Source organism: Devosia sp. P1_H9, from assembly GCF_056405135.1.
Genome location: NZ_JBFUCQ010000005.1, coordinates 70275 through 91410 on the forward strand (window position 1 = coordinate 70275; position 21136 = coordinate 91410).

Genomic DNA, 21136 nt, shown 5'->3' on the forward strand with positions numbered 1-21136 from the left:
TGCGCGAAAGCCTGACACGCCTTGGCAGGATGGTGCGTTAGGTTTGTCAGTATGAAGAAGCCGCTCAACATCACCCTGCCCCACGCCCGCCGCATCTGGCTGCACGCCCAGCGGCTCGATGAGCGCGCGCCGTTCGGTGATGGGCCGGAGGCGACGCGCAAGGCGGTCGAGCACCTGGGCTATGTGCAGATCGACACCATCAATGTCATCGAGCGCGCCCACCACCACATCCTCTTCACCCGCATCCCGAACTATCGGCGCAGCGACCTGGCGCATGCGCAATCGGTCGACAAGTCGGTGTTCGAGTACTGGACCCACGCGCTGGCCTATGTGCCGGTGCGCGACCTGGCGTTCTACCTCAGCGAGATGCGCCAGCACCGCAGCGAGCCGATGCGCTGGTATGCCGATGCCGATCCGAACGACCTGAAGAAGCTGCTGCGCCAGATCAAGAAGGACGGTGCGATCTCCATCCGCGATATCGATAACGACGAGCTGGTGGAGAAGGATCACCCGTGGGGCAGCCGCAAGCCAAGTAAGCGCGTGCTGCAATACGGCTTCTATAGCGGCGAGCTGACCATCTCCGAACGCAACGGCATGGTGAAGACCTACGAGCTGATGAGCCGGCACTTCGGCAAGTTGCCGAAGCCCGCGACACCGAAGCAGATCGATAGCTATCTGCTCAATCGGGCGCTGACCGCGCAGGGGCTGATCAGCGGCCCCTCGGTCATGCATCCGAAACTGCGTTTTTCGCCGGAACTGGCCAAGCAGATCGAAACCCGGCTGCGGAAGAAGGTGCTGCTGCCGGTGACCATCGGGGACGATCCGACGCTGCACTACGCGACGCCCGAGGCGTTGGCGACGCCGGAGCCGTCAGGCCCACCGCTGGTGCACATTCTCTCGCCGTTTGACCCGATGGCCATCCAGCGCCGCCGCACCAGCCTGTTCTTCGGCTACGACCACGTGTTCGAGGCTTATGTGCCCAAGGCCAAGCGCAAATTCGGCTACTTCACCCTGCCGGTGCTGGCCGGCGACGAGATCGTCGCAGCCATGGACCTGAAGACTGATCGGGCGGCCGGCAAGGTGCTGATCCAGGCGTGGCATTGGGTGGGCAAGGGCAGTGCCGCCGAACATAAGGCGATGCTCGAGGAAGAGCTGGGGCGGTTCGAGCGGTTTCAGTTGGGGGAATAGGACAATGGGCCCGAACGACGCCGGGCCCATTGGATCAATGGTTCGCTCGATCAGATCGGGCAGCCGCTGGTGGCAACGAGGATCCCTTCCGGCGGCAGATGGCCGGCCGGGACGATTTCCGCGAAATTGCAGCAGGGGTCGACCGGCATCGCGACGAGCAGCCGGTCCTGGATTTCGTCGTAGCGGAAGCCGGCATCGCCCACCGTGGCGCAAGCATCGTCATCCACGTCATCGACCAGCGACTTCAGATCGTCGAGCTGCTCGCAGAAGCCGCCAGGCCGCTTGTAGCCTTCGGCGCCCGCCTCTCCACACAGCGAACTGGCGGAGGAGTCGGCGAACTGGGTGGCTGCTACGGCAGAAAGCGGCAGCGCCGGCAAAGTCGCGGCGGCCAGAATGACAGCAAGTATCTTGATCATGAAAAGAGCTCCGGGTGTACTGATCGGGAGGTGGGAACCGTTCTCGGCACAGACGCTCGTCTCTCGGCGTGAACAGCGCCCCCAAGCGCCGCGACGATAAGGCGACAGCCCTAAGGAAACCCTAGTCCTCCTACAGCCATAACTGCTTAGGCAGTGCCGCGACGGCTCACGCTGTCGGTTCAGCGCGCCCGCACCTTGATACCCGTCTGGCTGAGGATCAGCTCGGCCTGTGCCGCAGAGACCACCGCACCCTTGAAGCGTCCAGCCTGGGCGAGGATCGGCAGGCCACCGAGATCGGCGCCGCGCAGGTCCGCATCCTGAAACCGCGCCTGCTCGATATTGGCCTCGCGGAGGCTCGAATTCTCGAACACCGCTTCCCGGAAATCGCAACTGGCGAGATCAGCCGAACTGAAATCGACGCCAACGAACCGATCCTTGCGGAAGTTGAAACCGGGCAATTTCGCCGACACCATCAGTGTGTTGGCGAAGCGTACGCCCAGCGCCTTGGCCTCGGCCATGTCGCAGCCGGTAAGCTTGCAGTCCTCGAACGACGTCGACGCCAGCATGGCGCCGCGAAAGCTGGCATTGTTGAAGTCGGACGACCGGAACGCCGCATCCTCGAGATTGGCGCCGCGGAAGATGGCGAAGGCGCCGCGGCAGTTGAGCCACTGGGTCAGCTCCAGCGTCGCGTTGCCGAGATCGGTGCGCGCGAGGCTGCACCGCTCGAACACCCAGCCGGTAAGGTCGAGGTCCGCGAGTTTGGTTTCGTCGAGATTGCAGCCGACGAGACGAACGGGATCATCACCGACAAGGGCGGTGACATCGGCGCGCGACAGGGTGCGATCTTCGATGGTGATGCTGGGAGGATTCATGCACCCGCTTGTATCCGAGTCGAAGCGGGCTTGGGCTCATTCGTCCCAGTAGCGCGGCGATTCGCCTACCGTGACGAAATCCGCCACCGGACCGTCCGGCGCGCCCACGATCATGATCTCGATGGGGTCGCCCCAATCGGCGAAGAACAGCGCCGCCACATCGGCCCCATAGGCCTCGTGGAGCGCCGGAGTCTCGCAGCGCAGCTCGCCTCGCCCAGCCGGGAAACCCGGAGTCATCACGAGTGTGAATTCGACGTCGGCGAGCGTTTCGCCATTCGCGTAGAGTTTGCCGATACCATTGATTTGCATAGCGAAAAGCTACGCGAGCGAACCTGACAGTTCGCTGACAACAAACCAAAAGCGGCGCCCTTCTGGGCGCCGCTCCGGGTCGGACTGGTGTCGTCCGGCTGCTTAGTTGAAGCGGTAGCGGACGGTGCCGCGCAGCTCGTGGATCCAGTTGTTGTTGATCTCGTAGTAGCTCGAGGTCGTCTCGTCGGTCGGGGAATTGTTGATCTGGTTGATGTAGAGGCCACGGTAGCCCACATCCGCCACCCAGCTGCCCATGTCGTAGCCAACGCCGACCATCACGGCCGCGGCAGCGCTGACATTGTCGCCGGTCGGGACCGGGATTGGCGCCAACAGAGGCGAATTGACCTCCGCATGGTTCCACGCGATACCGGCGCCGGCGCCGACATAGCCGAAGGCACCGCCGGCACCCGAAGAATAGGAGAAGTCGCCGCCCAGGCCGAAGTCGTAGTAGACGTTCGCCAGCGCGACGGTGGAGCGCAGCATCAGTGTGTAGTCGCCGTCGTCGGGATCACCGTCGTCCTTGGTGATCTTCAGGCCGGACGTCTCGACCGAGTCGATCGTGCCGTCGAAACGGAGGCCGGTGCCGGTTTCATAGCCGAAGCCGGCGCCCCAGCTGTAGCCGTAGCCGTACTCGACGATTGGATCGATGTCGGTGGCCAGCCACGGGTGCACCACCTCGGGGGCCCAGTGCCAGTTCAGCGCGGCCGAGCCGCGCAGGTAGAACGAGCCGCCGATGTCGTAATCGACCTCGGGGACTTCGATCGGATATTCGGGCATATCGGCCGCCACCACGGGGCCGGCGAGCAGCAGGGCGGTTCCTACCGCAGCCGCTGAAGCAAAATATCTACGCATTATGCAGGGTCCTTGTTGCCACGACGACACCAGTCGAGTGGACGCATCCTGCCCGGATTTTCTTAAAAGCGGCTTAACCCTAACGGGTAACCCTAATTGTAGGTGAAGGAGATACGTAAACGAAATCTTACTGGGACTGAGTCGTTACTTGGCGGCATCCTATCCGGGCCCCCTGCTCCGCCCTTATGCCCTCCAGTCGGGGACGCGCGACGATGGGTTCGGCGAGCGCCATCAACTGCCCCTGTGGCGAGGCCGTGAAGGCGCAGAGCATGAGGATTGAAGCCTAAGCCACCTTCTTGATGGTTGCGGCGATCTCGCTGACGATGGCGGCAACCAGCCCCTCGTCGTCGCTCTCGGCCATGACCCGGATTACCGGCTCGGTGCCGGAGGGGCGGATGACGAGGCGCCCGGTGGTGCCGAGGCGGGCCTGGCTCTCCTTGATCGCCTGCAGCACCAGCTTGTGCTCGAGGGGCTTGCCCTCCTTGTAGCGGACCGACTGCAGCAGTTGCGGCACCTTGTCGAAGCGCTTGCAGATCTCGGACACCGGTCGGTTCGCCTGCTTGGCCACGGCCAGCAGTTGCAAGGCGGCGATGAGCCCATCCCCGGTAGTGGTGAAATCGGTGAGGATGATGTGGCCCGACTGCTCGCCACCGACATTGAAGCCCTTGGCACGCATCGCTTCGAGCACGTAGCGGTCGCCCACCTGGGTGCGCTCGAGGTTGAGCCCGATGCCACCGAGATAACGCTCGAGCCCGAGATTGCTCATGATCGTCGCGACCAACCCGCCGCCGCGCAGCTCGCCGCGCGCATGCCAGGACTGGGCAATCACTGCCATGAACTGGTCGCCATCGACGATCTCGCCCTTTTCGTCGACGATGATCACCCGATCAGCGTCGCCATCGAGCGCGATGCCGATATCGGCGCGCAGTTCCTTGACCTTGGCGATCAACGCTTCCGGCGCTGTCGAGCCGACCTTGTCGTTGATGTTGAAGCCATCCGGCTCGTTGCCGATGACGAACACCTCGGCGCCCAGTTCCCACAGCGCCGTGGGCGCCACCTTGTAAGCCGCGCCATTGGCGCAATCGAGCACCACGCGCAGGCCGCTGAGGTCCACGCCCTTGGGCATGGTGCGCTTGGCATATTCGATGTAGCGGGTTTGCGCCGCCTCGTCGCGATGCGCCCGGCCGATGTCGCGGCCCTGCGACAGCGCACCCAGCATGTTGGAATCCATCAGCTGCTCGATATCGTCCTCGAGCGCGTCGGAGAGCTTGTAGCCGTCGTGGCGGAACAGCTTGATGCCGTTGTCGTCGAACGGATTGTGCGACGCCGAGATCATCACGCCCAGGTCGGCACGCAGCGACCGCGTGAGCATTGCAACGGCCGGCGTCGGCATCGGGCCGAGCAGGTAGACATCCATCCCCACGGCGGTGAAGCCGGCGGTGAGCGCGCTCTCGATCATATAGCCGGAGCGGCGGGTATCCTTGCCGATGACGACGCGGTTGCGGTGGTCGCCGTTGACGAACTTGAGGCCCGCCGCCATGCCGACCTTCATCGCCAGCTCCGGCGTCAGCTTGTCGCCGTTCGCCAGCCCGCGAATGCCGTCCGTGCCGAAATACCTGCGCGCCATTGGGTAAGCCCCCCTCGATTGGGATGGCGCAACTTTAGCGCCAAGCCCCAAGCATACGAAATAGATTGGTGCCGTTTCGTTAACCCGGAAATCCGGGCGGATGTGGGGCTCATACCGGTCTGTGCACCACAAAGCAAAAGGGCCGCCCCGGAGGGCGGCCCTGATCTTGCGAGCGACGGGCTTTAATTGCCCGGCTGCGGCTCGGCAGCGGTGCCCGGGTCGGCGTCGGGGCGCTTCTTGCCCGTCTTGCCGGCGGTCGGCACGCTGGTGCCCTTGATCGGAGTATCGGTGTCGGACGGACGGAGCGGGGTCTTGCCCTCCATCAGGCCGCGAATCTCGTCGCCGGTCAGCGTCTCGAACTCGAGCAGCGCCTTGGCGATGGTGTGGAGATCGTCGATGTACTCGCGGATCACCTTCTGCGCCGTCTGGTAGCCTTCCTCGACGAAGCGCTTCACCTCGGCATCGACCACCTGCTGGGTCTCGTCCGACATGTGCACCTGGCGCTGCATCATCGAGCGGCCGAGGAACACTTCATCCTGGTTGTCGCCGTAGAGCAGCGGGCCAAGCTTGTCGGACATGCCCCATTCGGTGGCCATCGCGCGAGCGAGACCGGTTGCCATCTTGATGTCCGCTGAGGCGCCCGAGGTCACCTTCTCGTAGCCGAAGATTTCCTCTTCGGCGACGCGGCCACCCATGGCGACCGCGAGGTCGGCATAGGCCTTGCGGCGGGTCAGCGACACCTGATCGCGCTCCGGCAGGCGCATCACCATGCCCAGCGCACGCCCGCGCGGAATGATGGTGGCCTTATGGATCGGATCGGACGCGTCCATCTTGATCGCGAGCAGCGCGTGCCCGGCTTCGTGATAGGCGGTGAGCTTCTTGTCTTCCTCGGTCAGGCTGAGGGTGCGGCGCTCGGCGCCCATCATCAGCTTGTCCTTGGCATCCTCGAATTCGCTCATCGTGACGAAGCGCTTGTTGCGGCGAGCCGCAAGCAGAGCACCCTCGTTGACGAGGTTCATCAGGTCCGCGCCGGAGAAACCGGGCGTCCCGCGAGCCAGCACCTTGAGGTCCACATCGGGAGCCAGCGGCACCTTGCGGACGTGCACCTTGAGGATCTTCTCGCGACCCTGCACATCCGGGTTCGGAACCACGACCTGGCGGTCGAAGCGGCCCGGACGCAGCAGCGCCGGATCCAGCACGTCGGGGCGGTTGGTCGCGGCGATGAGGATGATGCCCTCGTTCGCCTCGAAGCCGTCCATCTCGACCAGCAGCTGGTTCAGGGTCTGCTCGCGCTCGTCGTTACCACCGCCGAGGCCTGCGCCACGGTGACGGCCGACGGCGTCGATTTCGTCGATGAAGATGATACAGGGCGCGTTCTTCTTGGCCTGCTCGAACATGTCGCGGACACGCGAAGCGCCCACGCCGACGAACATTTCCACGAAGTCCGAACCCGAGATGGTGAAGAACGGCACGTTCGCCTCGCCGGCGACGGCGCGCGCGATGAGCGTCTTACCGGTACCCGGCGGGCCGACCAGCAGCACGCCGCGCGGGATCTTGCCGCCCAGGCGCTGGAACTTGCCCGGATCGCGGAGGAACTCCACGATCTCTTCGAGGTCCTGCTTGGCCTCGTCGACACCGGCGACGTCCTCGAAGGTGATCTTGCCCTGCGTCTCGGTCAGCAGCTTGGCGCGCGACTTGCCGAAGCCCATGGCGCCGCCACGGCCCCCACCCTGCATCTGCCGGATGAAGAAGAACCACACGCCAATGATGACGAGGAACGGCAGCCACGAAGTCAGCAGCATGCCCCAGAACGGGCTCGATTCCGGCTGCTGTGCCGTGATCTGCACGCCGCGATCCTCGAGGCGCGAAATGATATCGGCACCCTGCGGGAGCACGGTCTCGAACTTGGTGTCGTTGTTCAACACCCCCGAGACGATGTCGTTGGTAATGGTCACCGACTTCACGCTGCCCGCGTCCACGTCGGAAACAAACTGGCTATAGCTTTTGTCTGTCATCGAGATCGACTTGGTCGACGACTGGAAGACCTGGAACAGGCCCATCAGCATGAACAGAATCACCAGCCAGATGGCGAAGTTCCGGAAATTGACGTTCATCAATCCTGTCCTGAAGTCCGGCACGGGAGAGGCCGGAGAGTTGGAGCGAATGTAGGCCTCGCTCCTGGGCCTTACAAGGTAGCGGCGGGCCGAAACTCGTGCGGCGGTTTGGCCGAAAAGTCGAGAGAGCTTGCGCTTTTCCGGTTAATTCCGTGTCACGGGTGGCTCGGACCTCACGCGAGATTGACGTGCCGCCTGCCGGCCCGGCTCCCGCGCGACGACGATCGTCACCCCGTCGCTCTCGATGAGACAACCATGCAAACTTGTCCGCTTCAGGGCTGGCTCCATCCGCAAGCGATCGGTCAGCGCTTCGATGGGTGCGAGATCATGCGGCTTTTGCCTGCCGCTGACGACATTGAGCAGGTTCGCCATGACCCGGATCGCGATGGCGCGCGGGGATTTGAGCAGGACGGCGCGCGCGACGCCGCCGCTGCCGGTGCGGGGGTCGACGGCGGTCGCGAGGGTAGCCGCAATAGCCGCCAACGCCTGGTCGGCATCGCGCATCCGGTTGGCGAAGCGCGATAGCCGGCTCGCATCGAGCCCAAGGGCAGCCAGTTGCGGCAGCATCTGGCGCCAGCGGACCCGCTCGTAATCGGTGTCTGAATTGCTGGGATCGGCAACGGGTGTGAGGTCGGAAGCCGCGACCAGGGCTGCGAGATCCGCCGGATCGACGCCGAGCAGCGGCCGCACGACGACGAGGCCGGCGATCTCGCCCAGGTAGTCCATGCCGCGCAAACCCTCGACGCCGCTGCCATGGGCCAACCGCATGAGCACAGTCTCGGCCTGGTCGACTAGGTGATGCGCGGTGAGGAGGATCTCGGCCTCGTCGGTCGCCATCGCCTCGGCGATCAAGCCGTAGCGGGCGGCGCGGGCGGCCTGCTGGATGCCGGTCGCCGGCTTCGGCCCCTCCCACCGCAAGCCGCGTGCGGTAAACCCGAGCTTCCCGGCGGCCTCGGTGACATAGGCCACCTCCCCTGCCGCCTCGGGCCTGAGGCCATGATCGACCGAGTAGACGACAAAACGCTGATGCGCCGTGTGCCGCTTGGCGAACTCTGCCGCCAGCAGCATGAGCGCCAGGCTGTCGGGCCCGCCTGAGACGGCGAGCCCGATCCGCCGGAATTCGGCCAGCGGGGCGAAGACCGCCTCGCTGTCGATCAGCTCACCGGGCATTTGGCCTTCTGGGCTTCCTCTGCCAGCCGCTGCGTGAAGGCGGGCGTGAGCTGCGTATAGCGCTGCTTCAGCGTGTAGAAGGTGCGGCAGCCCACATCCACCTGGTCGGCACCAACCAGCGCCACCCCGAGCTTCAGCATCATGTCCGGAGCGCGGTTCGAGTCCTTGTGCTTGGTGTAGCCATCGGCCAGCACCTGCGCCGCATCGGTGAACTGGCCCCGCTGGATCAGCGCTTCGCCCAGCCAGTTGATGGCATCGGGCGCCTTCGGATCGTCGGGATAGAGCGCGACGAACTGCTGGAACTGGTCGGCCGCAAAGGCATAGTCGCCGCGGGTCATGGCGTCGTAGCCGGCGTCGTACTGCGCCGTGGCATCGCCATTGGAGATTTCGCCACCGCCGCCGAGCGATAGATCGAGCGGACGCCCGCCAAGGGGATCCTCCCCTGTCATGGTGCCGAGCTGGTCGACGCCGCCCTTGAGCAGCGGATCGGCGGAATCGCCGACGCTGTCCATCGGCTCGCCGTTGAGATCGGCGAGCGGCAGATCGTCCATCGGCGCGGCCGTGGCCGGCGCTTCCGGTGTTGCGGCGGTTGCGGGAGCTTGCTGGGCCGGGGTCTGCGGCAGCGTATTGGACGGCGTCGCGCCGTCAGTTGGCGCTGCCGCCTGCGGTTTTCCCCCAGCACCGCCTTCCAGCTGCTGGAAGCGGAACTCGTTGTCCTCAGCCTGCTTCTGGAGCTGGGTCTGCATCTGGGTCAGCTGGAACTCCAGCCCTTCGACGCGGCCGGTGAGCGAGCGGATCTGCTCCTCGAGGTCCTGGATGCGGACCAGCAACTCGGCGCTCGACTGCTGGTTCTGTGCCACATGGATTCGCGTTTCCGCGATCGCCCGCGGCGGCACGAGGCTCGCCTGGCCGACCTGCAACGGGCTGGTCGCGGCGAAGGCCGGAACCGCCAGCGCTGCGGCAAACAAGGTGGCATAGATCGCGGGTCGGTAGGCCGATCCGCGAATTCGGGGGAGTTTCACCATCAAAGCTCCGTCGGGTCCAAGGAGGTCGCTCGCAGCGGGCGCTGCACGTGCTTGGATTAGCGCAGGATTTCGACAAAAAGAAAGCGCCGGGCCCAAATACGCTGGCGCCCGGCGCTTATGCCTCCAGTACGAACAAGCTTCGGGGATTACGCGCGAGACATCGCGTGGCCGCGACCTCCGCCCCGAAGTTCGCTCGAGCTTATTGTACGACCGTCACAGCACGGCGGTTTTGTGACCAGCACGAGATATCGTTGCAGATGGCCACAGGACGTTCCTTGCCGAACGACTTCGAAGTGATGCGGCGAGCGTCGACGCCCTTCGAGGTCAGGTAGTTGACCACGATCGAGGCGCGGCGGGCGCCCAGCGCGATGTTGTACTCACGGGTACCGCGCTCGTCGGCGTGGCCTTCGATCATGATGCGGTAGTTGCGGTACTGGTTGAGCCACTGCGCCTGCTTGTCGAGGGTCGCCAGGGCGGTCGGCGTCAGGTTCGAGGAGTCGGTCTCGAAGAACACGCGGTCGCCGACGCTCACCAGGAATTCCTGCTGGCTGCCGGGAGCACCGCCACCGGGCCCGAGGTTACCGACGCCGGTACCGCCAGCGCCATTGCGCGAACAGGCCGCCACAGCGACCACGAGGACTACCAGCGCGGCAGCGCGCAGCACGGCGATTAGGGGCGTTACGGAACGCATCCGGTTGATCTCCTGAACGGAAGGATTTGATTGGCGAAGTTTTACCGCCGGTAATCTTAAGGTGGTGTTGTCGCGCTTGGTTAATTGTTGGTCATTCTGGCGCGAATGTGGCCGGAATCCGGGCTTTTCCGTGATGTTGCGGGGAAGACACGGATCTGTGCTCTCCCCGCAATTGGTTAGCGACTAGGCGCGCAGCGGGGACCAGCTCGGGTCGGACGCGAACGACTCCGTCGCGAGGTTGAGTTCGTTCCGTCCCCAGATATCGATCGACCACAGCCCCGGACCGGCATCGCCGCCCGGATCGCGGAAGAAGCCGATGACGCGACCGTTCGGAGCCCAGGTCGGACCCTCCTGCACCTGCCCGGACGAGGACAGGATACGCTCGCCCGAACCATCGGGCTTCATGATGCCGATATGGAACTGTCCACCCGACTGGCGGGTATAGGCGATGAGATCGCCAGTGGGCGACCAGACCGGCGTCGAATAACTGCCCTCGCCATAGGAGATGCGCTGCGCCCCGCCGCCGCCGGCACCCATGATGTAGATCTGCGGGCTGCCGCCGCGGTCGCTTTCGAAGCAGATGCGCGAGCCATCCGGCGAATAGCTCGGCGACGTGTCGATTGCCGCACCGCTGGTCAGCTGCGTCGGGTTCCCGCTGCCGACACCGGCCGCGTAGATATTGGTGGTGCCGCCGTTCGACACCGAGAATACCACAGTGCCGCCATCGGGCGAGAACTGCGGGGCAAACGACATCGGCGCGCCCTCGATCAGCTTCTTGGAAGCGCCGCCGAGGCCGGAATAGTAGACCTGCGGGTTGCCGTCCTCATAGGAGGTGAACACCAGGCTGTCGCCCTTCGGCGAGAGCTTCGGCCCGAAGGTCAGCGACTTGCCGGAGGTCAGGTACTGCACATTGGCGCCGTCCTGATCCATGATCGCGAGGCGCTTCACGCGGTTCGCCTTGGGGCCGCTCTCGGCCACATAGACGATGCGGGTATCGAAATAGCCGGTGCCGCCCGACAGCGAGGCGTAAATGGCGTCCGAGACGATGTGCGCGATGCGGCGATAGTTCTGCGCGTCGGTCTTGTAGGACTTGCCGACCACCTGCGCCGCCGCCTGCGTATCCCAGACGCGGACCTGCGACGAGACCTCAGCCCCGCGCTCCACCGAGCCCATGACCAGCGCATCGACGCTTGCGCCACGCCAGGCGGCGAAATCCGGCTCGTTGGTCACGTCGCCGACGCGGATCGGGAGCGACGCTGGGTCGAGCGGCACGAACAGCCCGGAGCGCTTCAGGTTATTGCGCACGATCTCGGCGATCTCGGCGCCGAAGGCCGGGTCGGACGAGGCGAAATCCGGAATGGCGATCGGCAGCGGCGTGAAATTGCCGCCGGTCACGACGATCTCGACCAGAGCCTGGGACGGGGTAGCGAGCGCGAAAGCGCCGCCGGCGAGGCCGAGTTTCAGCGCGTTGCGCCGGGTGATCAGGGTCATCTTACGTCTCCATGTCTTGTCTGGCCTCGGGCTCGCTAGAACGACCGCGCCGCAAACTGTGCTCTAACATCCTGGCCCATGGCCATTGTGAACGGACCGCAGCGCATCAGTGCGCGCTGAACTGCCCGTGCGTAGGCATCCTCGATGGTATTGGCCGGCGAACTCATCATCTGCGGCTGGCCCGCCACCATACCGTCGGCCCCGATCGAGAAAGTGAACTCGGCCCGGGCGTCGACATCCTCGGCGCCGGCCGGCAGCGTGATGCAGGCCTGGATCTGCGCCACCAGCGCACCGATCTCCGAATTGCTGAGCGTAGCGGCCCGACCATCCTCGCGACCGAGCGTCGCTTCGCCGCCGGCCCCGGTAGTAGCGCCGCGCGACTCTTCGTTGTTGATCAGGTTGGCGACTTCGTCGGCGACCTTCTTTGCGTCGTCGGCCTTCGCCTGCTCGACGCGCTCCTTCTCCTCGGCCGCTTTCTTCTTTTTCTCTTCCTCGGCCTTCTTCTTGTCCGCTTCCGCCTTTGCCTTTTCATCGGCCTTCTGCTGCTTCTGCGCTTCCTGCTGCTTCTTGAACTCGGCGCGCTTCTGGTCGAGCGAGGCCGTGTGCACCGTCGGCTTGGGTGCCGCATCGGTCGGATCGGGCGTCAGGTCCGGCGTCGCCACCGGGGTGGGCTCAGGTGTGGGTTCGGCAACCGGCTCGACCACTGGCTCGGGCTGCGGCTCGACCGCGGGACGCTCGGCGGGTGTCGGCGCAACTTCCGGCTCGGGCTCGACCACCGGCTCGGTCGATGCCTCGGGCGCCGGAGCGGTCTGCTCGGTCGGCGCGGGCGTCGGGTCGGGATTGTCCTCGGGGGTCGGCTGGTCTTCCTGGGTATTGCCGGTCGGCTGCGCCAGTTCGGCCGGCTTCACGTCATCGACCACCGACGGCGCCTCGGTCTCGACGACCGTGCTGTCCATCGAGCCCATGCGGATGTTGGCGAATTCCGAGATCGGCACGAGGTCGACGGCGATCGACTCGACCGGAACCGCGTCCATCGGTCGCCCCATGCCGATGCCGATGATCGCGATGGCGATCAGTCCGGCATGTGCAATGGTGGAAACCGTGAACCCGGTGCGCATCAGCTCACTGGTCCTGTTGCTGGGCCTGTTCCGTGATCAGACCGATCTTGGCGTAGCCGGCGCCCGACAGCGCGCCCATCACCTGCATCACCGAGCCGTAATTGGCTGCGAGGTCGCCACGCACGTAGATGCGATCCTCGGTGCCATTGGCGGCCACGGCAGCCACCTGGGTGACGAGATCGTCGAGGCTCACCGGCTGGTCGGCGAGGAAAATGGCGCCCTCGTTGGTGACCGAGATAGTGATCGGCTTCTGTTCGGTATTGAGCTGCGTCGCCTGCGTCTTCGGCAGGTCGATGGGGACGCCCACCGTCATCAGCGGCGCCGCCACCATGAACACGATCAGCAGCACCAGCATCACGTCGACCATCGGCGTGACGTTGATATCGCTCATCGGCTTGGAGCCGCCGCCGCGGCGGCGGCCACGCCGGCGGCCGCTCCCGCCACCGCCCGATACTGCCATTGCCATCAGCGGGCACCCCGCGCTTCGAGCTGCCTCGAGAGGATGGTCGAGAATTCGTCGGCGAAGCCCTCGAGCCGCCCAATCAGCTTGTTGGCGTCGCCCGACAGCTTGTTGTAGGCGATGACCGCCGGGATAGCGGCGAGCAGGCCCAGCGCCGTCGCAAACAGCGCCTCGGCGATCGGCCCGGCGACTACGGACAGATTGGTGCTCGACGCGGCCGAGATGGCCGTAAATGCGTTCATGATCCCCCATACCGTGCCAAAGAGGCCAATGAAGGGCGACGCCGAACCGACGGTGGCGAGGAAGCCGAGGCGCTTCTCGAGATTCTCGCTCTCGCGGCTGATGGCGACGTCGAGCACCTTGTCGAGGCGCCCCTGCACGCCGACGAACGAGGAAGCGTTCTGCTCGTGGCTGCGCTTCCACTCCTTCATCGCGGCGACGAAGATGGCGCCGAGCCCCATCGCCGGCTTCTCGCTCATCTGCTGGTAGAGTTCCTCGAGCGACTGGCCCGACCAGAACACCCGCTCGAAACGGTTCATCTCGCGCTTGGCGCGGCCATAGAGCATCGACTTGTCGACGATGATCGCCCAGCACCAGACCGAGGCCGCGAGCAGCCCGATCATCACCGTCTTGACGACAAGGTCGGCCTGCCAGAACAGCGCCCAGATCGAAAGGTCGGCATGCGGAGCGACCGTGCCGACGGCGTCCATGGCTTCCATGTAAGGGTCCTTCTCAGTCCGGCCCCGACGACCGAAACCTGATCGTCGGGTCGATGCGGTTCAAATTTGTCAAATTTAAGAGAAAAGCCCGGAATCCCGGACCTTTGGCAGCACTGGTGGTGCACTGCCTTACTTATGGTCAAGCAAGTGTTAACAAAGCGATTCCTCGCGTTCGCGTGAGCGCGACCGATCAGCGCAGCGCAACTGATCGCAAGCTATCGCGTTGTGGACGTGGCCTGCCGCCAGGTGGGAGCCTGCGGTTGTCCACAACACGTCAACGACGAGGGAGATCCCAATGTATCTCTATCTGACTCGCACCTTGCTGGCCGCCACCGCCGTATTGGCTTTTTCGGCAATGCCGGCCTTTGCAGAAGTGGTGAAGTTCACCGCCGACCTGACGGCCGCCTCGGAGGTGCCGCCCACGGATTCTACCGCCACCGGCAAGGTGGAAGCGACACTCGACACCGACAGCAAGGTCTTCACCTGGACTGTCACCTATGAAGGCTTGAGCGGCGACGCGACCGGCGCCCATTTCCACGGCCCGGCTGCCGAGGGCGCCAATGCCGATCCGGTTGTACCGCTTGCCGATCCGCTCGCGAGCCCGATCAACGGCAACGCCACGCTGACCGATGACCAGATCACCCAGTTGCAGGGTGGCCAGTGGTACTTCAACCTCCATACGGCCAAGTTCCCTGACGGCGAGATCCGCGGACAGGTTAAGCCCGCCGCGATGTAGGACGCCGATCGCAGGCAAAACCTTGGGTCGCCGGCAAACCGGCGGCCCTTTTTCTATGCCTTGAGCGCTTCGACCAGATGGCGAGGCATCCGCGCCACGCCGCCGCTGGTCTTGATCGCCACCACCTGCACATCGGCCCGGGTAATCTCGACACCGTCGCGGCTGATCGACTGGACGAGATGGAGCCGCGCCGGGCTGTGCGAAGCGACCTCGGTGGTCACCTCCAGCAGGTCGTCGATATGCGCCGCCGCCTTGAAGTCGATGGTCATCGTGCGCACCGCAAAGGCGATGCCATCCTTCACCAGCTCCGAGTGATGCACGCCGCGCTCGCGCAGGAACTCGGTCCGCGCCCGCTCGAAGAAGTGCAGGTACGCCGCGTGGTAGACGTTGCCGGAGAAATCGGTGTCTTCGTAGTAGACACGGACTGCGATGTGGTTGGCGCCGCTCATGCCGCCGACCGATCGAGGAGGTGGATCGTGGTCGAGGGTATGTCACCAAGCCGCCCGCGGAGCGGCTCGGGATAGAACACGCTTGTCGCGAGCGCTTCCGCCGTCGTCGGCACCCAACGATATTCCATCTCGACCGGGCCCTCGTAACAGCGATGGCAGATATCGGTGTCGTGATAGGGGAAATCGTCGGACACTTCGATCCGGTAGTAGAGCCCGACCTCGTGGAAGACCTGCGATTTCTCGGGATAGAAAGACTCGATCACGAAGGCGAGCTGGCCGACCTCGACGGGATGGCCGAATTCCTCCTGCATCTCGCGCACCAGGGTTTCGACACTCGCCTCTGCCTGCTCGATCCGGCCACCAGGCAGGAACGTGCCGTACCCGCCCTTGATGTTCTGGATCAGCACGCGCCCGTTGCGGATGGCGATGCCGGCAGCCCGCATCTGGAAGCGGGCGGCGCCGTCATCGAAGCAGACCATGCTGTCATGGCGCAGGACAGGGCGGTGCTCGACCATCAGTTCTCTCCCTCCGGTTCCTCGAACAGGCTGCCCTGCATCCCGACGAAGCCCTGCGGCACGCCGATGCCCATATGCTGGAAGGCGAGCGCCGTCAGCATGCGGCCGCGCGGCGTGCGCTGGATGAAGCCCTGCTGGATCAGGTAGGGCTCGACGATCTCCTCCAGCGCATCGCGCGGCTCGCTGAGGGCCGCCGCGATGGTTTCGATACCCACCGGCCCGCCGCCGTAGAAATCGGCGATCACCTTGAGGTAGCGCCGGTCAAGCTGATCGAGGCCGCGCGCATCGACATCGAGCCGCAGCAGCGCCTTGTCGGCCACCGAGCGGGTGATCTCCTTGGCGCCGTCGACCAGCGCGAAATCGGTGACGCGGCGCAGCAGCCGGCCGGCGATGCGGGGCGTACCGCGGGAACGGCGGGCAACTTCCATCGCCCCATCCGGCGCCATTCCGATGCCGAGCAGCCGCGCGCCGCGCTCGACGATCTTCACCAGCTCTTCCGGGGTGTAGAAATTGAGCCGGATCGGGATGCCGAAGCGGTCGCGCAGCGGCGTTGTCAGCAGTCCGGCGCGGGTGGTGGCGCCGACGAGAGTGAACTTCGCCAGATCGATCCGCACCGAACGCGCCGCGGGCCCTTCGCCGATGATCAGGTCGAGCTGGTAGTCTTCCATCGCCGGATAGAGGATTTCCTCGATCGCCGGGTTGAGCCGGTGGATCTCGTCGATGAACAGCACGTCGCGCTCTTCGAGGTTGGTCAAGAGCGCCGCGAGGTCGCCGGCCTTGGCGATCACCGGACCCGAGGTTGCCCGGAACCCGACGCCGAGCTCCCGCGCAACGATCTGCGCCAGCGTGGTCTTGCCCAAACCCGGCGGGCCGACGAACAGCACATGGTCCAGCGCCGCGCCTCGGTGTTTCGCCGCCTGGATGAACACCTCGAGATTGGCCCGCGCCTCGGCCTGCCCGATGAACTCGGAAAAGCCCGATGGCCGCAGCGAGACATCCAGCGAGTCGTCCCGGCCGGTATGGGCGGAGGTCAGGTCGGTCACGAACTCAATTCCCTGAGCCCCAGCCGGATCAGCTTGTCGGTCGCTATCCCATCGCCGTCGCGGCCGACCACCCGCGCCACGGCGGCGGAGGCCTGCGCGCTGGAGTAGCCGAGGTTTGTCAGCGCCGAAACCGCGTCGGTGACGTTGGTCGCCGCCGCACCCTCGCCCAACGCGGCCTGCAGGCCGAGCACGCCCGCATCGATCACGCCGGCGACCGGGGCCTTGCCCTTGAGCTCGGTGACGATGCGGACGGCGAGCTTAGGACCGACGCCGTTGGCGCGGCCGATCATCGCCTTGTCCTGCAGCGCGATGGCGCTGGCGAGCTCGGATGGGGTGAGTACTGATAGGATGGCGAGTGCCACCCGGCTGCCGACCCCCTGCACCGTCATCAGCGTGCCGAACCAGGCTTTCTCGGCTTCGGTGAAGAAGCCGTAGAGCCTGATCATGTCCTCGCGGACGATCATCTCGGTATGGATCACCGCAGCGTGGCCAACCTGCGGTAGCGCCGCCAGCGTCTTGGCCGAGCAGAACGTCTCGTACACGACACCGTTGACGTCGAGATGCACGTGGTCGTCGCCGAACCCGTCGACGAGGCCCTTGAGCTTGCCGATCATGCAGGAACACTCAGCTTGCGGATGGCGCGGTGGTGCGCGTGGCAGATGGCGATGGCCAGCGCATCGGCCGCATCCGCGCCCTTGAAGGTCGCCGTCGGCAACAGGATCTTGATCATCATCTGTACCTGGGCTTTCTCGGCGTGACCGGTGCCGACGACCGATTTCTTGATCAGGTTGGCGGCATACTCGCCCACCGGCAGCCCGCGCAACGCCGGGGTCATCAGCACCACGCCACGCGCCTGGCCCAGTTGCAGCGCCGATCGCGCGCCAGCGGAGACGAACGTCTCTTCGACCGCCGCTTCCTCGGGCGCATGCTCGTCGAGCACGGCCATGATGCCGCGATGCAGGTCCACCAGCCGATCGGCCAGCGAGCCCTCCACCGGGGGCGTGATTGTGCCGCAGGCGACAAAGCCCAGACGGTTGCCGGAGCTTTCGATGATGCCCCAGCCGCAGCGCCTCAGCCCCGGATCAATCCCGATGATTCGCACCGTTTCAGCCATTCCGAAGCTTTAGGTCAGGAGCTGAATCCTACCAAGCGCTTTGTGAACGAAACGGAAACAGCTGGGGAAATAGCCGCGCATCCAACCAACCATATTAATTTGCATTCAAGCATTGCGGCTTAAGCCCATACGCATTCACTCCGGGGGCGCGGGAATGAGCGGCTTGGTATTGCCACAATCGGCATGGGGCACCGTCTGGCAGCGGACCATCCTTATCCTCTCCGTTTCCACGGTCGCGTCCTGGGTGATCTCCAACCTTGTCATGATGTCCCTCAACCAGGGCATGAATGATGTCGGCATCGTCCTCGCCCTCGGCATGCCGACCGCATTGGGTGGCCCGATCCTGCTGTTCCTGCAGATCAGGTCGGCACAGCTGCGCGAGGCCAACCGCAGGCTGGAGACGCTCGCCTCAACCGATTGGCTGACCGACTGCCTCAACCGCCGCGCCTTCACCTCGCGCGTCGGCGTGAGCCTGAGCGGGATGAGCAGCAGCGGCGCCCTGCTGATCATCGACGCCGACCACTTCAAGACGGTCAATGACCGTTTCGGCCACGAGCGCGGCGACGAGGTGCTGCAGCTGATCGCCGGCGCCATCCGCGACAGCGTGCGCGACGGCGACCTGGTCGGACGCATTGGTGGCGAGGAGTTCGGCGTTTTCCTGGAAGATGCCGGACCCGAAGTAGCCGACCTTGTCGCGGAACGCATCCGCGCCGCGGTCAACGCCCTGTTCATCACCTCGGATGGCATCGCGCAGCGCCTCTCAGTCAGCATCGGCGGCGCCGTATGCGCAGGCGATGCCGGCTTCTCAGACTTGTTCCGTATCGCCGACCGCCGCCTCTACGAGGCCAAGCACACCGGGCGCAATCGCGTCGAACTGGGCGGCAAACAGGTCGATCTAGACCTCGTCGCGCTGAACGCCGCGGTGCGCTGAAGCACTTAAATTCCGGCGATAGATAAAATCCGATCCAGCGGCTTGAGGCGATCTCAACTCGCCCGGCCTAACGTCCGCGGCTTCTGCGCAGAAGTGCTGAAGGAATGCGAGCTTTGGATTTTTCGCCCAGCGGCTGGGGCCGCGTCTTCCTCTGGACAGCGCTGGGCACGATCGGTTGCATTGCAGTCGCGCTGTTCGTCGACTCCTTCAATTTCCACAATCTCAGCCCCGAGTCGCTCCGCTGGTCGATCGCCCTCGACGTGTTCGTGCCGATGGGCCTCGCCATCCCCATGCTGTTCTTCCTGCTGAGCAAATTGCGTGAGCTCGCCATCGCCCACGAATTGCTGCGCCACCATGCGGCGACCGACAATCTAACCGAGCTGCTGAACCGTGGTGCCTTCACCCGTGAAGTGGAGGAAGCGCTGGCCGATGGCCGCTTCGCCGACGACGGCATGCGCGGCACCCTGCTCGTTATCGATGCCGACAACTTCAAGGCGATCAACGATACCTACGGCCACGACCACGGCGACGCCGCGCTGCGGCTGATCGCCAAATCGGTGCGCAGTGTGCTGCGCGCTGCCGATCTCGTCGGACGCATCGGTGGCGAGGAGTTTGCCGTCTACCTGCCCGGCACCACGCTGCTGATCGCCGAGGCCGTTGCCGAGCGGCTTCGCCTCGCGGTCTGCGAAGCCAGGTTCGCCCCCGACGGCAAGCCCTACCAGTTGACGGTGAGCGTGGGCGGCGCGGTCTACGACCGCTCCCTGCCCTTCACCGAGTTGTTCCGATTAGCCGACCAACAGCTCTATGCGGCAAAGCAGAACGGACGCAACTGCACCGCAGTCGCGTCCATCTCGCATTACGAGACGCTGCCCGCTGCAGCGGCCTAGTCGTCCGCAGCCGTCGTTGCGACTTCAACGAGGAAGCCGCCGGGGGCCTGGCAGTAGAACGTCGTCGTCCGGCTGCCGCCACGATTGAACTGCTGCACGTCGCCCGGACCGTAGCCGGCATCGACAAGTTCGGCATGCTTCAGCCGCACCTCGGCGACGCTGCCGACGAAAAAGCCGACATGGAAGTTCTTGTGGTAGGTGGCTTCGGTCTTGCCTGATGCCATGAAGTTGAGGACGAAGCCGCCCTCACCCTCCATGACGATGAAGTTGTCGTGCGCTTCGCCGACGACGGTGAAATCGAAGTGGCGCTGGAAGAACTCTGCTGCGGCCGTGACGTCGGCAACAGCAAGATTAGCGTGATTGAATTGCATGATGATGTCCTGATGGTTGCGAGAGGAAACGGTCGAACGACCGGTCTCGTGGCGCACGCGGCTCAGGGCATGAAGCTGGCGGTGAAATGTCATCGACCCATATCCCAACAAGCAGCGGGCACCCGGGGATCGGGCGCTCGTCGGCTTGCCGTGGGTCCTTCGCCTTTTGGGCGGGACAATCTCCCTCGCGGGAGGGCCGGACTCACCTTAACCGGCCTACGTTTTTTCGGCGTAACGAGCCTGAACTATTGCCCAGGCCCGGATTTGTCAAACGCTCACGCGTCAATCTTAGGCGGCGTCGATCTTGGCCATGTCTTCGTCGCTGATGTCGAAGTTGGCGTAGACGTTCTGCACATCGTCGTCCTCTTCGAGGATGCCGATCAGCTTGAGCAGCGTCGCACCCTTTTCCGCGTCCACCGGCACTTCGTTCTGCGGCTTGAAAATGAACTTGGCCGATTCTGCCTCGCCCAACACCTTCTCGAGTGCTGCCGCGACCTCGTTCAGTGCCTCGAACGAGGTGTAGATCCAGTGGCCTTCTTCATCGCTTTCGACGTCGTCGGCGCCGGCCTCGATGGCCGCTTCCATCACCTTGTCTTCCGAGCCGGCGGTGGCTGGGTAGAAGATTTCGCCGACGCGATCGAACATGAAGCCGACCGAGTTGGTTTCCCCCAGTGCGCCGCCATTCTTGGAGAAGGTCGAGCGCACGTTCGAGGCGGTGCGGTTGCGATTGTCGGTCAGCGCCTCTACGATGACGGCAACGCCGCCGGGGCCGTAGCCTTCGTAGCGGATCTCTTCGTAGTTCTCGGTGTCGGCGCCGCTCGCCTTCTTGATAGCGCGCTCGATGTTGTCGCGCGGCATCGACAGCGCGCGAGCGTTGCTGACTGCGAGGCGCAGGCGCGAATTGAACGCCGGGTCCGGCACGCCGAGCTTGGCAGCCACGGTGATTTCACGAGCGAGTTTCGAAAACACCTTCGAGCGAGCCGCGTCGGACTTGCCCTTGCGGTGCATGATGTTCTTGGCGTGCGAATGGCCGGCCAT

The 21136-nt window shown here is 64.8% G+C and carries 24 protein-coding genes; 4 read left to right on the top strand and 20 right to left on the bottom strand.

Translation table 11 applies throughout. The features are described from left to right. Positions 1-51 precede the first annotated feature (51 nt). The gene (locus AC1DYL_RS11040) at positions 52-1188 is read left to right on the top strand and encodes a winged helix-turn-helix domain-containing protein (protein WP_477173174.1); all 1137 of its coding nucleotides are present in this window, start codon (positions 52-54) and stop codon (positions 1186-1188) included. Between the two features lie 50 nt (positions 1189-1238). On the opposite strand, the gene AC1DYL_RS11045 is transcribed toward AC1DYL_RS11040, so the two are convergent. From AC1DYL_RS11045 to tolQ, 13 genes are all read right to left on the bottom strand, one after another. Beyond that, the gene (locus tag AC1DYL_RS11045) at positions 1239-1604 is read right to left on the bottom strand and encodes a hypothetical protein (protein ID WP_477173175.1); all 366 of its coding nucleotides are present in this window, start codon (positions 1602-1604) and stop codon (positions 1239-1241) included. A 179-nt stretch (positions 1605-1783) separates the two neighbouring features. Further along, the gene (locus AC1DYL_RS11050; protein ID WP_477173176.1) at positions 1784-2476 is read right to left on the bottom strand and encodes a pentapeptide repeat-containing protein; all 693 of its coding nucleotides are present in this window, start codon (positions 2474-2476) and stop codon (positions 1784-1786) included. A gap of 36 nt (positions 2477-2512) precedes the next feature. Further along, positions 2513-2785 carry a hypothetical protein gene (locus tag AC1DYL_RS11055; RefSeq protein WP_477149818.1) on the bottom strand — a complete coding sequence of 91 codons (273 nt, stop codon included), beginning with the start codon at positions 2783-2785 and terminating at the stop codon, positions 2513-2515. Positions 2786-2887: 102 nt separating this feature from the next. Further along, positions 2888-3637: an outer membrane protein gene (locus AC1DYL_RS11060; RefSeq protein WP_477173177.1), complete on the bottom strand. Its 750-nt coding sequence runs from the start codon at positions 3635-3637 to the stop codon at positions 2888-2890. Positions 3638-3920: 283 nt separating this feature from the next. Continuing rightward, positions 3921-5264 carry a phosphoglucosamine mutase gene (gene glmM / locus AC1DYL_RS11065; protein ID WP_477149820.1) on the bottom strand — a complete coding sequence of 448 codons (1344 nt, stop codon included), beginning with the start codon at positions 5262-5264 and terminating at the stop codon, positions 3921-3923. 182 nt (positions 5265-5446) lie between these two features. Beyond that, positions 5447-7378 carry an ATP-dependent zinc metalloprotease FtsH gene (gene ftsH, locus AC1DYL_RS11070; protein ID WP_477173178.1) on the bottom strand — a complete coding sequence of 644 codons (1932 nt, stop codon included), beginning with the start codon at positions 7376-7378 and terminating at the stop codon, positions 5447-5449. Positions 7379-7522: 144 nt separating this feature from the next. Then, positions 7523-8548: a tRNA lysidine(34) synthetase TilS gene (gene tilS / locus AC1DYL_RS11075; RefSeq protein ID WP_477173179.1), complete on the bottom strand. Its 1026-nt coding sequence runs from the start codon at positions 8546-8548 to the stop codon at positions 7523-7525. Continuing rightward, positions 8533-9570 carry a tol-pal system protein YbgF gene (ybgF, locus tag AC1DYL_RS11080; RefSeq protein ID WP_477173180.1) on the bottom strand — a complete coding sequence of 346 codons (1038 nt, stop codon included), beginning with the start codon at positions 9568-9570 and terminating at the stop codon, positions 8533-8535. Before ybgF ends, tilS begins: the two co-directional genes overlap by 16 nt. Positions 9571-9772: 202 nt before the next feature. Continuing rightward, positions 9773-10264 (bottom strand): peptidoglycan-associated lipoprotein Pal, encoded by a 492-nt coding sequence (gene pal, locus AC1DYL_RS11085; protein ID WP_477149824.1) that lies wholly within the window; start codon positions 10262-10264, stop codon positions 9773-9775. Between the two features lie 183 nt (positions 10265-10447). Continuing rightward, entirely contained in the window at positions 10448-11755 is a 1308-nt protein-coding gene (tolB, locus tag AC1DYL_RS11090) for a Tol-Pal system beta propeller repeat protein TolB (RefSeq protein ID WP_477149825.1), read from the bottom strand. Positions 11756-11790: 35 nt separating this feature from the next. Next, the gene (locus AC1DYL_RS11095; RefSeq protein ID WP_477173181.1) at positions 11791-12873 is read right to left on the bottom strand and encodes a hypothetical protein; all 1083 of its coding nucleotides are present in this window, start codon (positions 12871-12873) and stop codon (positions 11791-11793) included. A 4-nt stretch (positions 12874-12877) separates the two neighbouring features. Continuing rightward, positions 12878-13339 (bottom strand): protein TolR, encoded by a 462-nt coding sequence (gene tolR, locus AC1DYL_RS11100; protein ID WP_477173182.1) that lies wholly within the window; start codon positions 13337-13339, stop codon positions 12878-12880. Next, on the bottom strand, positions 13339-14043 hold the full coding sequence (gene tolQ, locus AC1DYL_RS11105) for a protein TolQ (RefSeq protein ID WP_477157168.1): 705 nt from the start codon (positions 14041-14043) through the stop codon (positions 13339-13341). The genes tolR and tolQ overlap by 1 nt, the downstream gene beginning before the upstream one ends. A 304-nt stretch (positions 14044-14347) precedes the next feature. Between tolQ and AC1DYL_RS11110 the strand changes: the two genes are divergently transcribed. Beyond that, complete coding sequence (locus AC1DYL_RS11110) at positions 14348-14788, top strand: CHRD domain-containing protein (RefSeq protein WP_477173183.1); 441 nt, start codon at positions 14348-14350, stop codon at positions 14786-14788. A 53-nt stretch (positions 14789-14841) separates the two neighbouring features. Here AC1DYL_RS11110 and AC1DYL_RS11115 read toward each other — a convergent pair whose 3' ends face one another. From AC1DYL_RS11115 to ruvC, 5 genes are read right to left on the bottom strand one after another with little or no spacing between them, the layout of a single operon-like run. Then, a complete protein-coding gene (locus AC1DYL_RS11115) occupies positions 14842-15237 on the bottom strand; it encodes a YbgC/FadM family acyl-CoA thioesterase (protein WP_477173184.1) in 396 nt (131 codons plus the stop codon). Continuing rightward, positions 15234-15752, bottom strand: coding sequence for an NUDIX hydrolase (locus AC1DYL_RS11120; protein WP_477149830.1), 519 nt, complete (start codon positions 15750-15752; stop codon positions 15234-15236). The genes AC1DYL_RS11115 and AC1DYL_RS11120 overlap by 4 nt, the downstream gene beginning before the upstream one ends. After that, positions 15752-16795, bottom strand: coding sequence for a Holliday junction branch migration DNA helicase RuvB (ruvB, locus tag AC1DYL_RS11125; RefSeq protein ID WP_477173185.1), 1044 nt, complete (start codon positions 16793-16795; stop codon positions 15752-15754). The genes AC1DYL_RS11120 and ruvB overlap by 1 nt, the downstream gene beginning before the upstream one ends. After that, entirely contained in the window at positions 16792-17409 is a 618-nt protein-coding gene (ruvA, locus tag AC1DYL_RS11130; protein ID WP_477173186.1) for a Holliday junction branch migration protein RuvA, read from the bottom strand. The genes ruvB and ruvA overlap by 4 nt, the downstream gene beginning before the upstream one ends. Beyond that, positions 17406-17909: a crossover junction endodeoxyribonuclease RuvC gene (gene ruvC, locus AC1DYL_RS11135; protein WP_477173187.1), complete on the bottom strand. Its 504-nt coding sequence runs from the start codon at positions 17907-17909 to the stop codon at positions 17406-17408. Before ruvC ends, ruvA begins: the two co-directional genes overlap by 4 nt. 154 nt (positions 17910-18063) lie before the next feature. On the opposite strand from ruvC, the gene AC1DYL_RS11140 reads away from it, so the two are divergent. Together AC1DYL_RS11140 and AC1DYL_RS11145 are read left to right on the top strand one after the other, a co-directional pair. Next, on the top strand, positions 18064-18840 hold the full coding sequence (locus tag AC1DYL_RS11140) for a GGDEF domain-containing protein (protein WP_477173188.1): 777 nt from the start codon (positions 18064-18066) through the stop codon (positions 18838-18840). 113 nt (positions 18841-18953) lie between these two features. Further along, a complete protein-coding gene (locus AC1DYL_RS11145) occupies positions 18954-19727 on the top strand; it encodes a GGDEF domain-containing protein (RefSeq protein WP_477149837.1) in 774 nt (257 codons plus the stop codon). Here the strand turns inward: AC1DYL_RS11145 and AC1DYL_RS11150 are convergent. Together AC1DYL_RS11150 and AC1DYL_RS11155 are read right to left on the bottom strand one after the other, a co-directional pair. Next, on the bottom strand, positions 19724-20098 hold the full coding sequence (locus tag AC1DYL_RS11150) for a VOC family protein (RefSeq protein WP_477173189.1): 375 nt from the start codon (positions 20096-20098) through the stop codon (positions 19724-19726). The genes AC1DYL_RS11145 and AC1DYL_RS11150 overlap by 4 nt on opposite strands. A 288-nt stretch (positions 20099-20386) precedes the next feature. Continuing rightward, complete coding sequence (locus AC1DYL_RS11155) at positions 20387-21136, bottom strand: YebC/PmpR family DNA-binding transcriptional regulator (protein WP_477157081.1); 750 nt, start codon at positions 21134-21136, stop codon at positions 20387-20389.

Coding starts and splice junctions, on each gene's coding strand:
- AC1DYL_RS11040 (WP_477173174.1), top strand. CDS start 52: ATGAAGAAGCCGCTCAACATCACCCTGCCCCACGCCCGCCGCATCTGG.
- AC1DYL_RS11045 (WP_477173175.1), bottom strand. CDS start 1,604: ATGATCAAGATACTTGCTGTCATTCTGGCCGCCGCGACTTTGCCGGCG.
- AC1DYL_RS11050 (WP_477173176.1), bottom strand. CDS start 2,476: ATGAATCCTCCCAGCATCACCATCGAAGATCGCACCCTGTCGCGCGCC.
- AC1DYL_RS11055 (WP_477149818.1), bottom strand. CDS start 2,785: ATGCAAATCAATGGTATCGGCAAACTCTACGCGAATGGCGAAACGCTC.
- AC1DYL_RS11060 (WP_477173177.1), bottom strand. CDS start 3,637: ATGCGTAGATATTTTGCTTCAGCGGCTGCGGTAGGAACCGCCCTGCTG.
- glmM (WP_477149820.1), bottom strand. CDS start 5,264: ATGGCGCGCAGGTATTTCGGCACGGACGGCATTCGCGGGCTGGCGAAC.
- ftsH (WP_477173178.1), bottom strand. CDS start 7,378: ATGAACGTCAATTTCCGGAACTTCGCCATCTGGCTGGTGATTCTGTTC.
- tilS (WP_477173179.1), bottom strand. CDS start 8,548: ATGCCCGGTGAGCTGATCGACAGCGAGGCGGTCTTCGCCCCGCTGGCC.
- pal (WP_477149824.1), bottom strand. CDS start 10,264: ATGCGTTCCGTAACGCCCCTAATCGCCGTGCTGCGCGCTGCCGCGCTG.
- tolB (WP_477149825.1), bottom strand. CDS start 11,755: ATGACCCTGATCACCCGGCGCAACGCGCTGAAACTCGGCCTCGCCGGC.
- AC1DYL_RS11095 (WP_477173181.1), bottom strand. CDS start 12,873: ATGCGCACCGGGTTCACGGTTTCCACCATTGCACATGCCGGACTGATC.
- tolR (WP_477173182.1), bottom strand. CDS start 13,339: ATGGCAATGGCAGTATCGGGCGGTGGCGGGAGCGGCCGCCGGCGTGGC.
- tolQ (WP_477157168.1), bottom strand. CDS start 14,043: ATGGACGCCGTCGGCACGGTCGCTCCGCATGCCGACCTTTCGATCTGG.
- AC1DYL_RS11110 (WP_477173183.1), top strand. CDS start 14,348: ATGTATCTCTATCTGACTCGCACCTTGCTGGCCGCCACCGCCGTATTG.
- AC1DYL_RS11115 (WP_477173184.1), bottom strand. CDS start 15,237: ATGAGCGGCGCCAACCACATCGCAGTCCGTGTCTACTACGAAGACACC.
- AC1DYL_RS11120 (WP_477149830.1), bottom strand. CDS start 15,752: ATGGTCGAGCACCGCCCTGTCCTGCGCCATGACAGCATGGTCTGCTTC.
- ruvA (WP_477173186.1), bottom strand. CDS start 17,409: ATGATCGGCAAGCTCAAGGGCCTCGTCGACGGGTTCGGCGACGACCAC.
- ruvC (WP_477173187.1), bottom strand. CDS start 17,909: ATGGCTGAAACGGTGCGAATCATCGGGATTGATCCGGGGCTGAGGCGC.
- AC1DYL_RS11140 (WP_477173188.1), top strand. CDS start 18,064: ATGAGCGGCTTGGTATTGCCACAATCGGCATGGGGCACCGTCTGGCAG.
- AC1DYL_RS11150 (WP_477173189.1), bottom strand. CDS start 20,098: ATGCAATTCAATCACGCTAATCTTGCTGTTGCCGACGTCACGGCCGCA.
- AC1DYL_RS11155 (WP_477157081.1), bottom strand. CDS start 21,136: ATGGCCGGCCATTCGCACGCCAAGAACATCATGCACCGCAAGGGCAAG.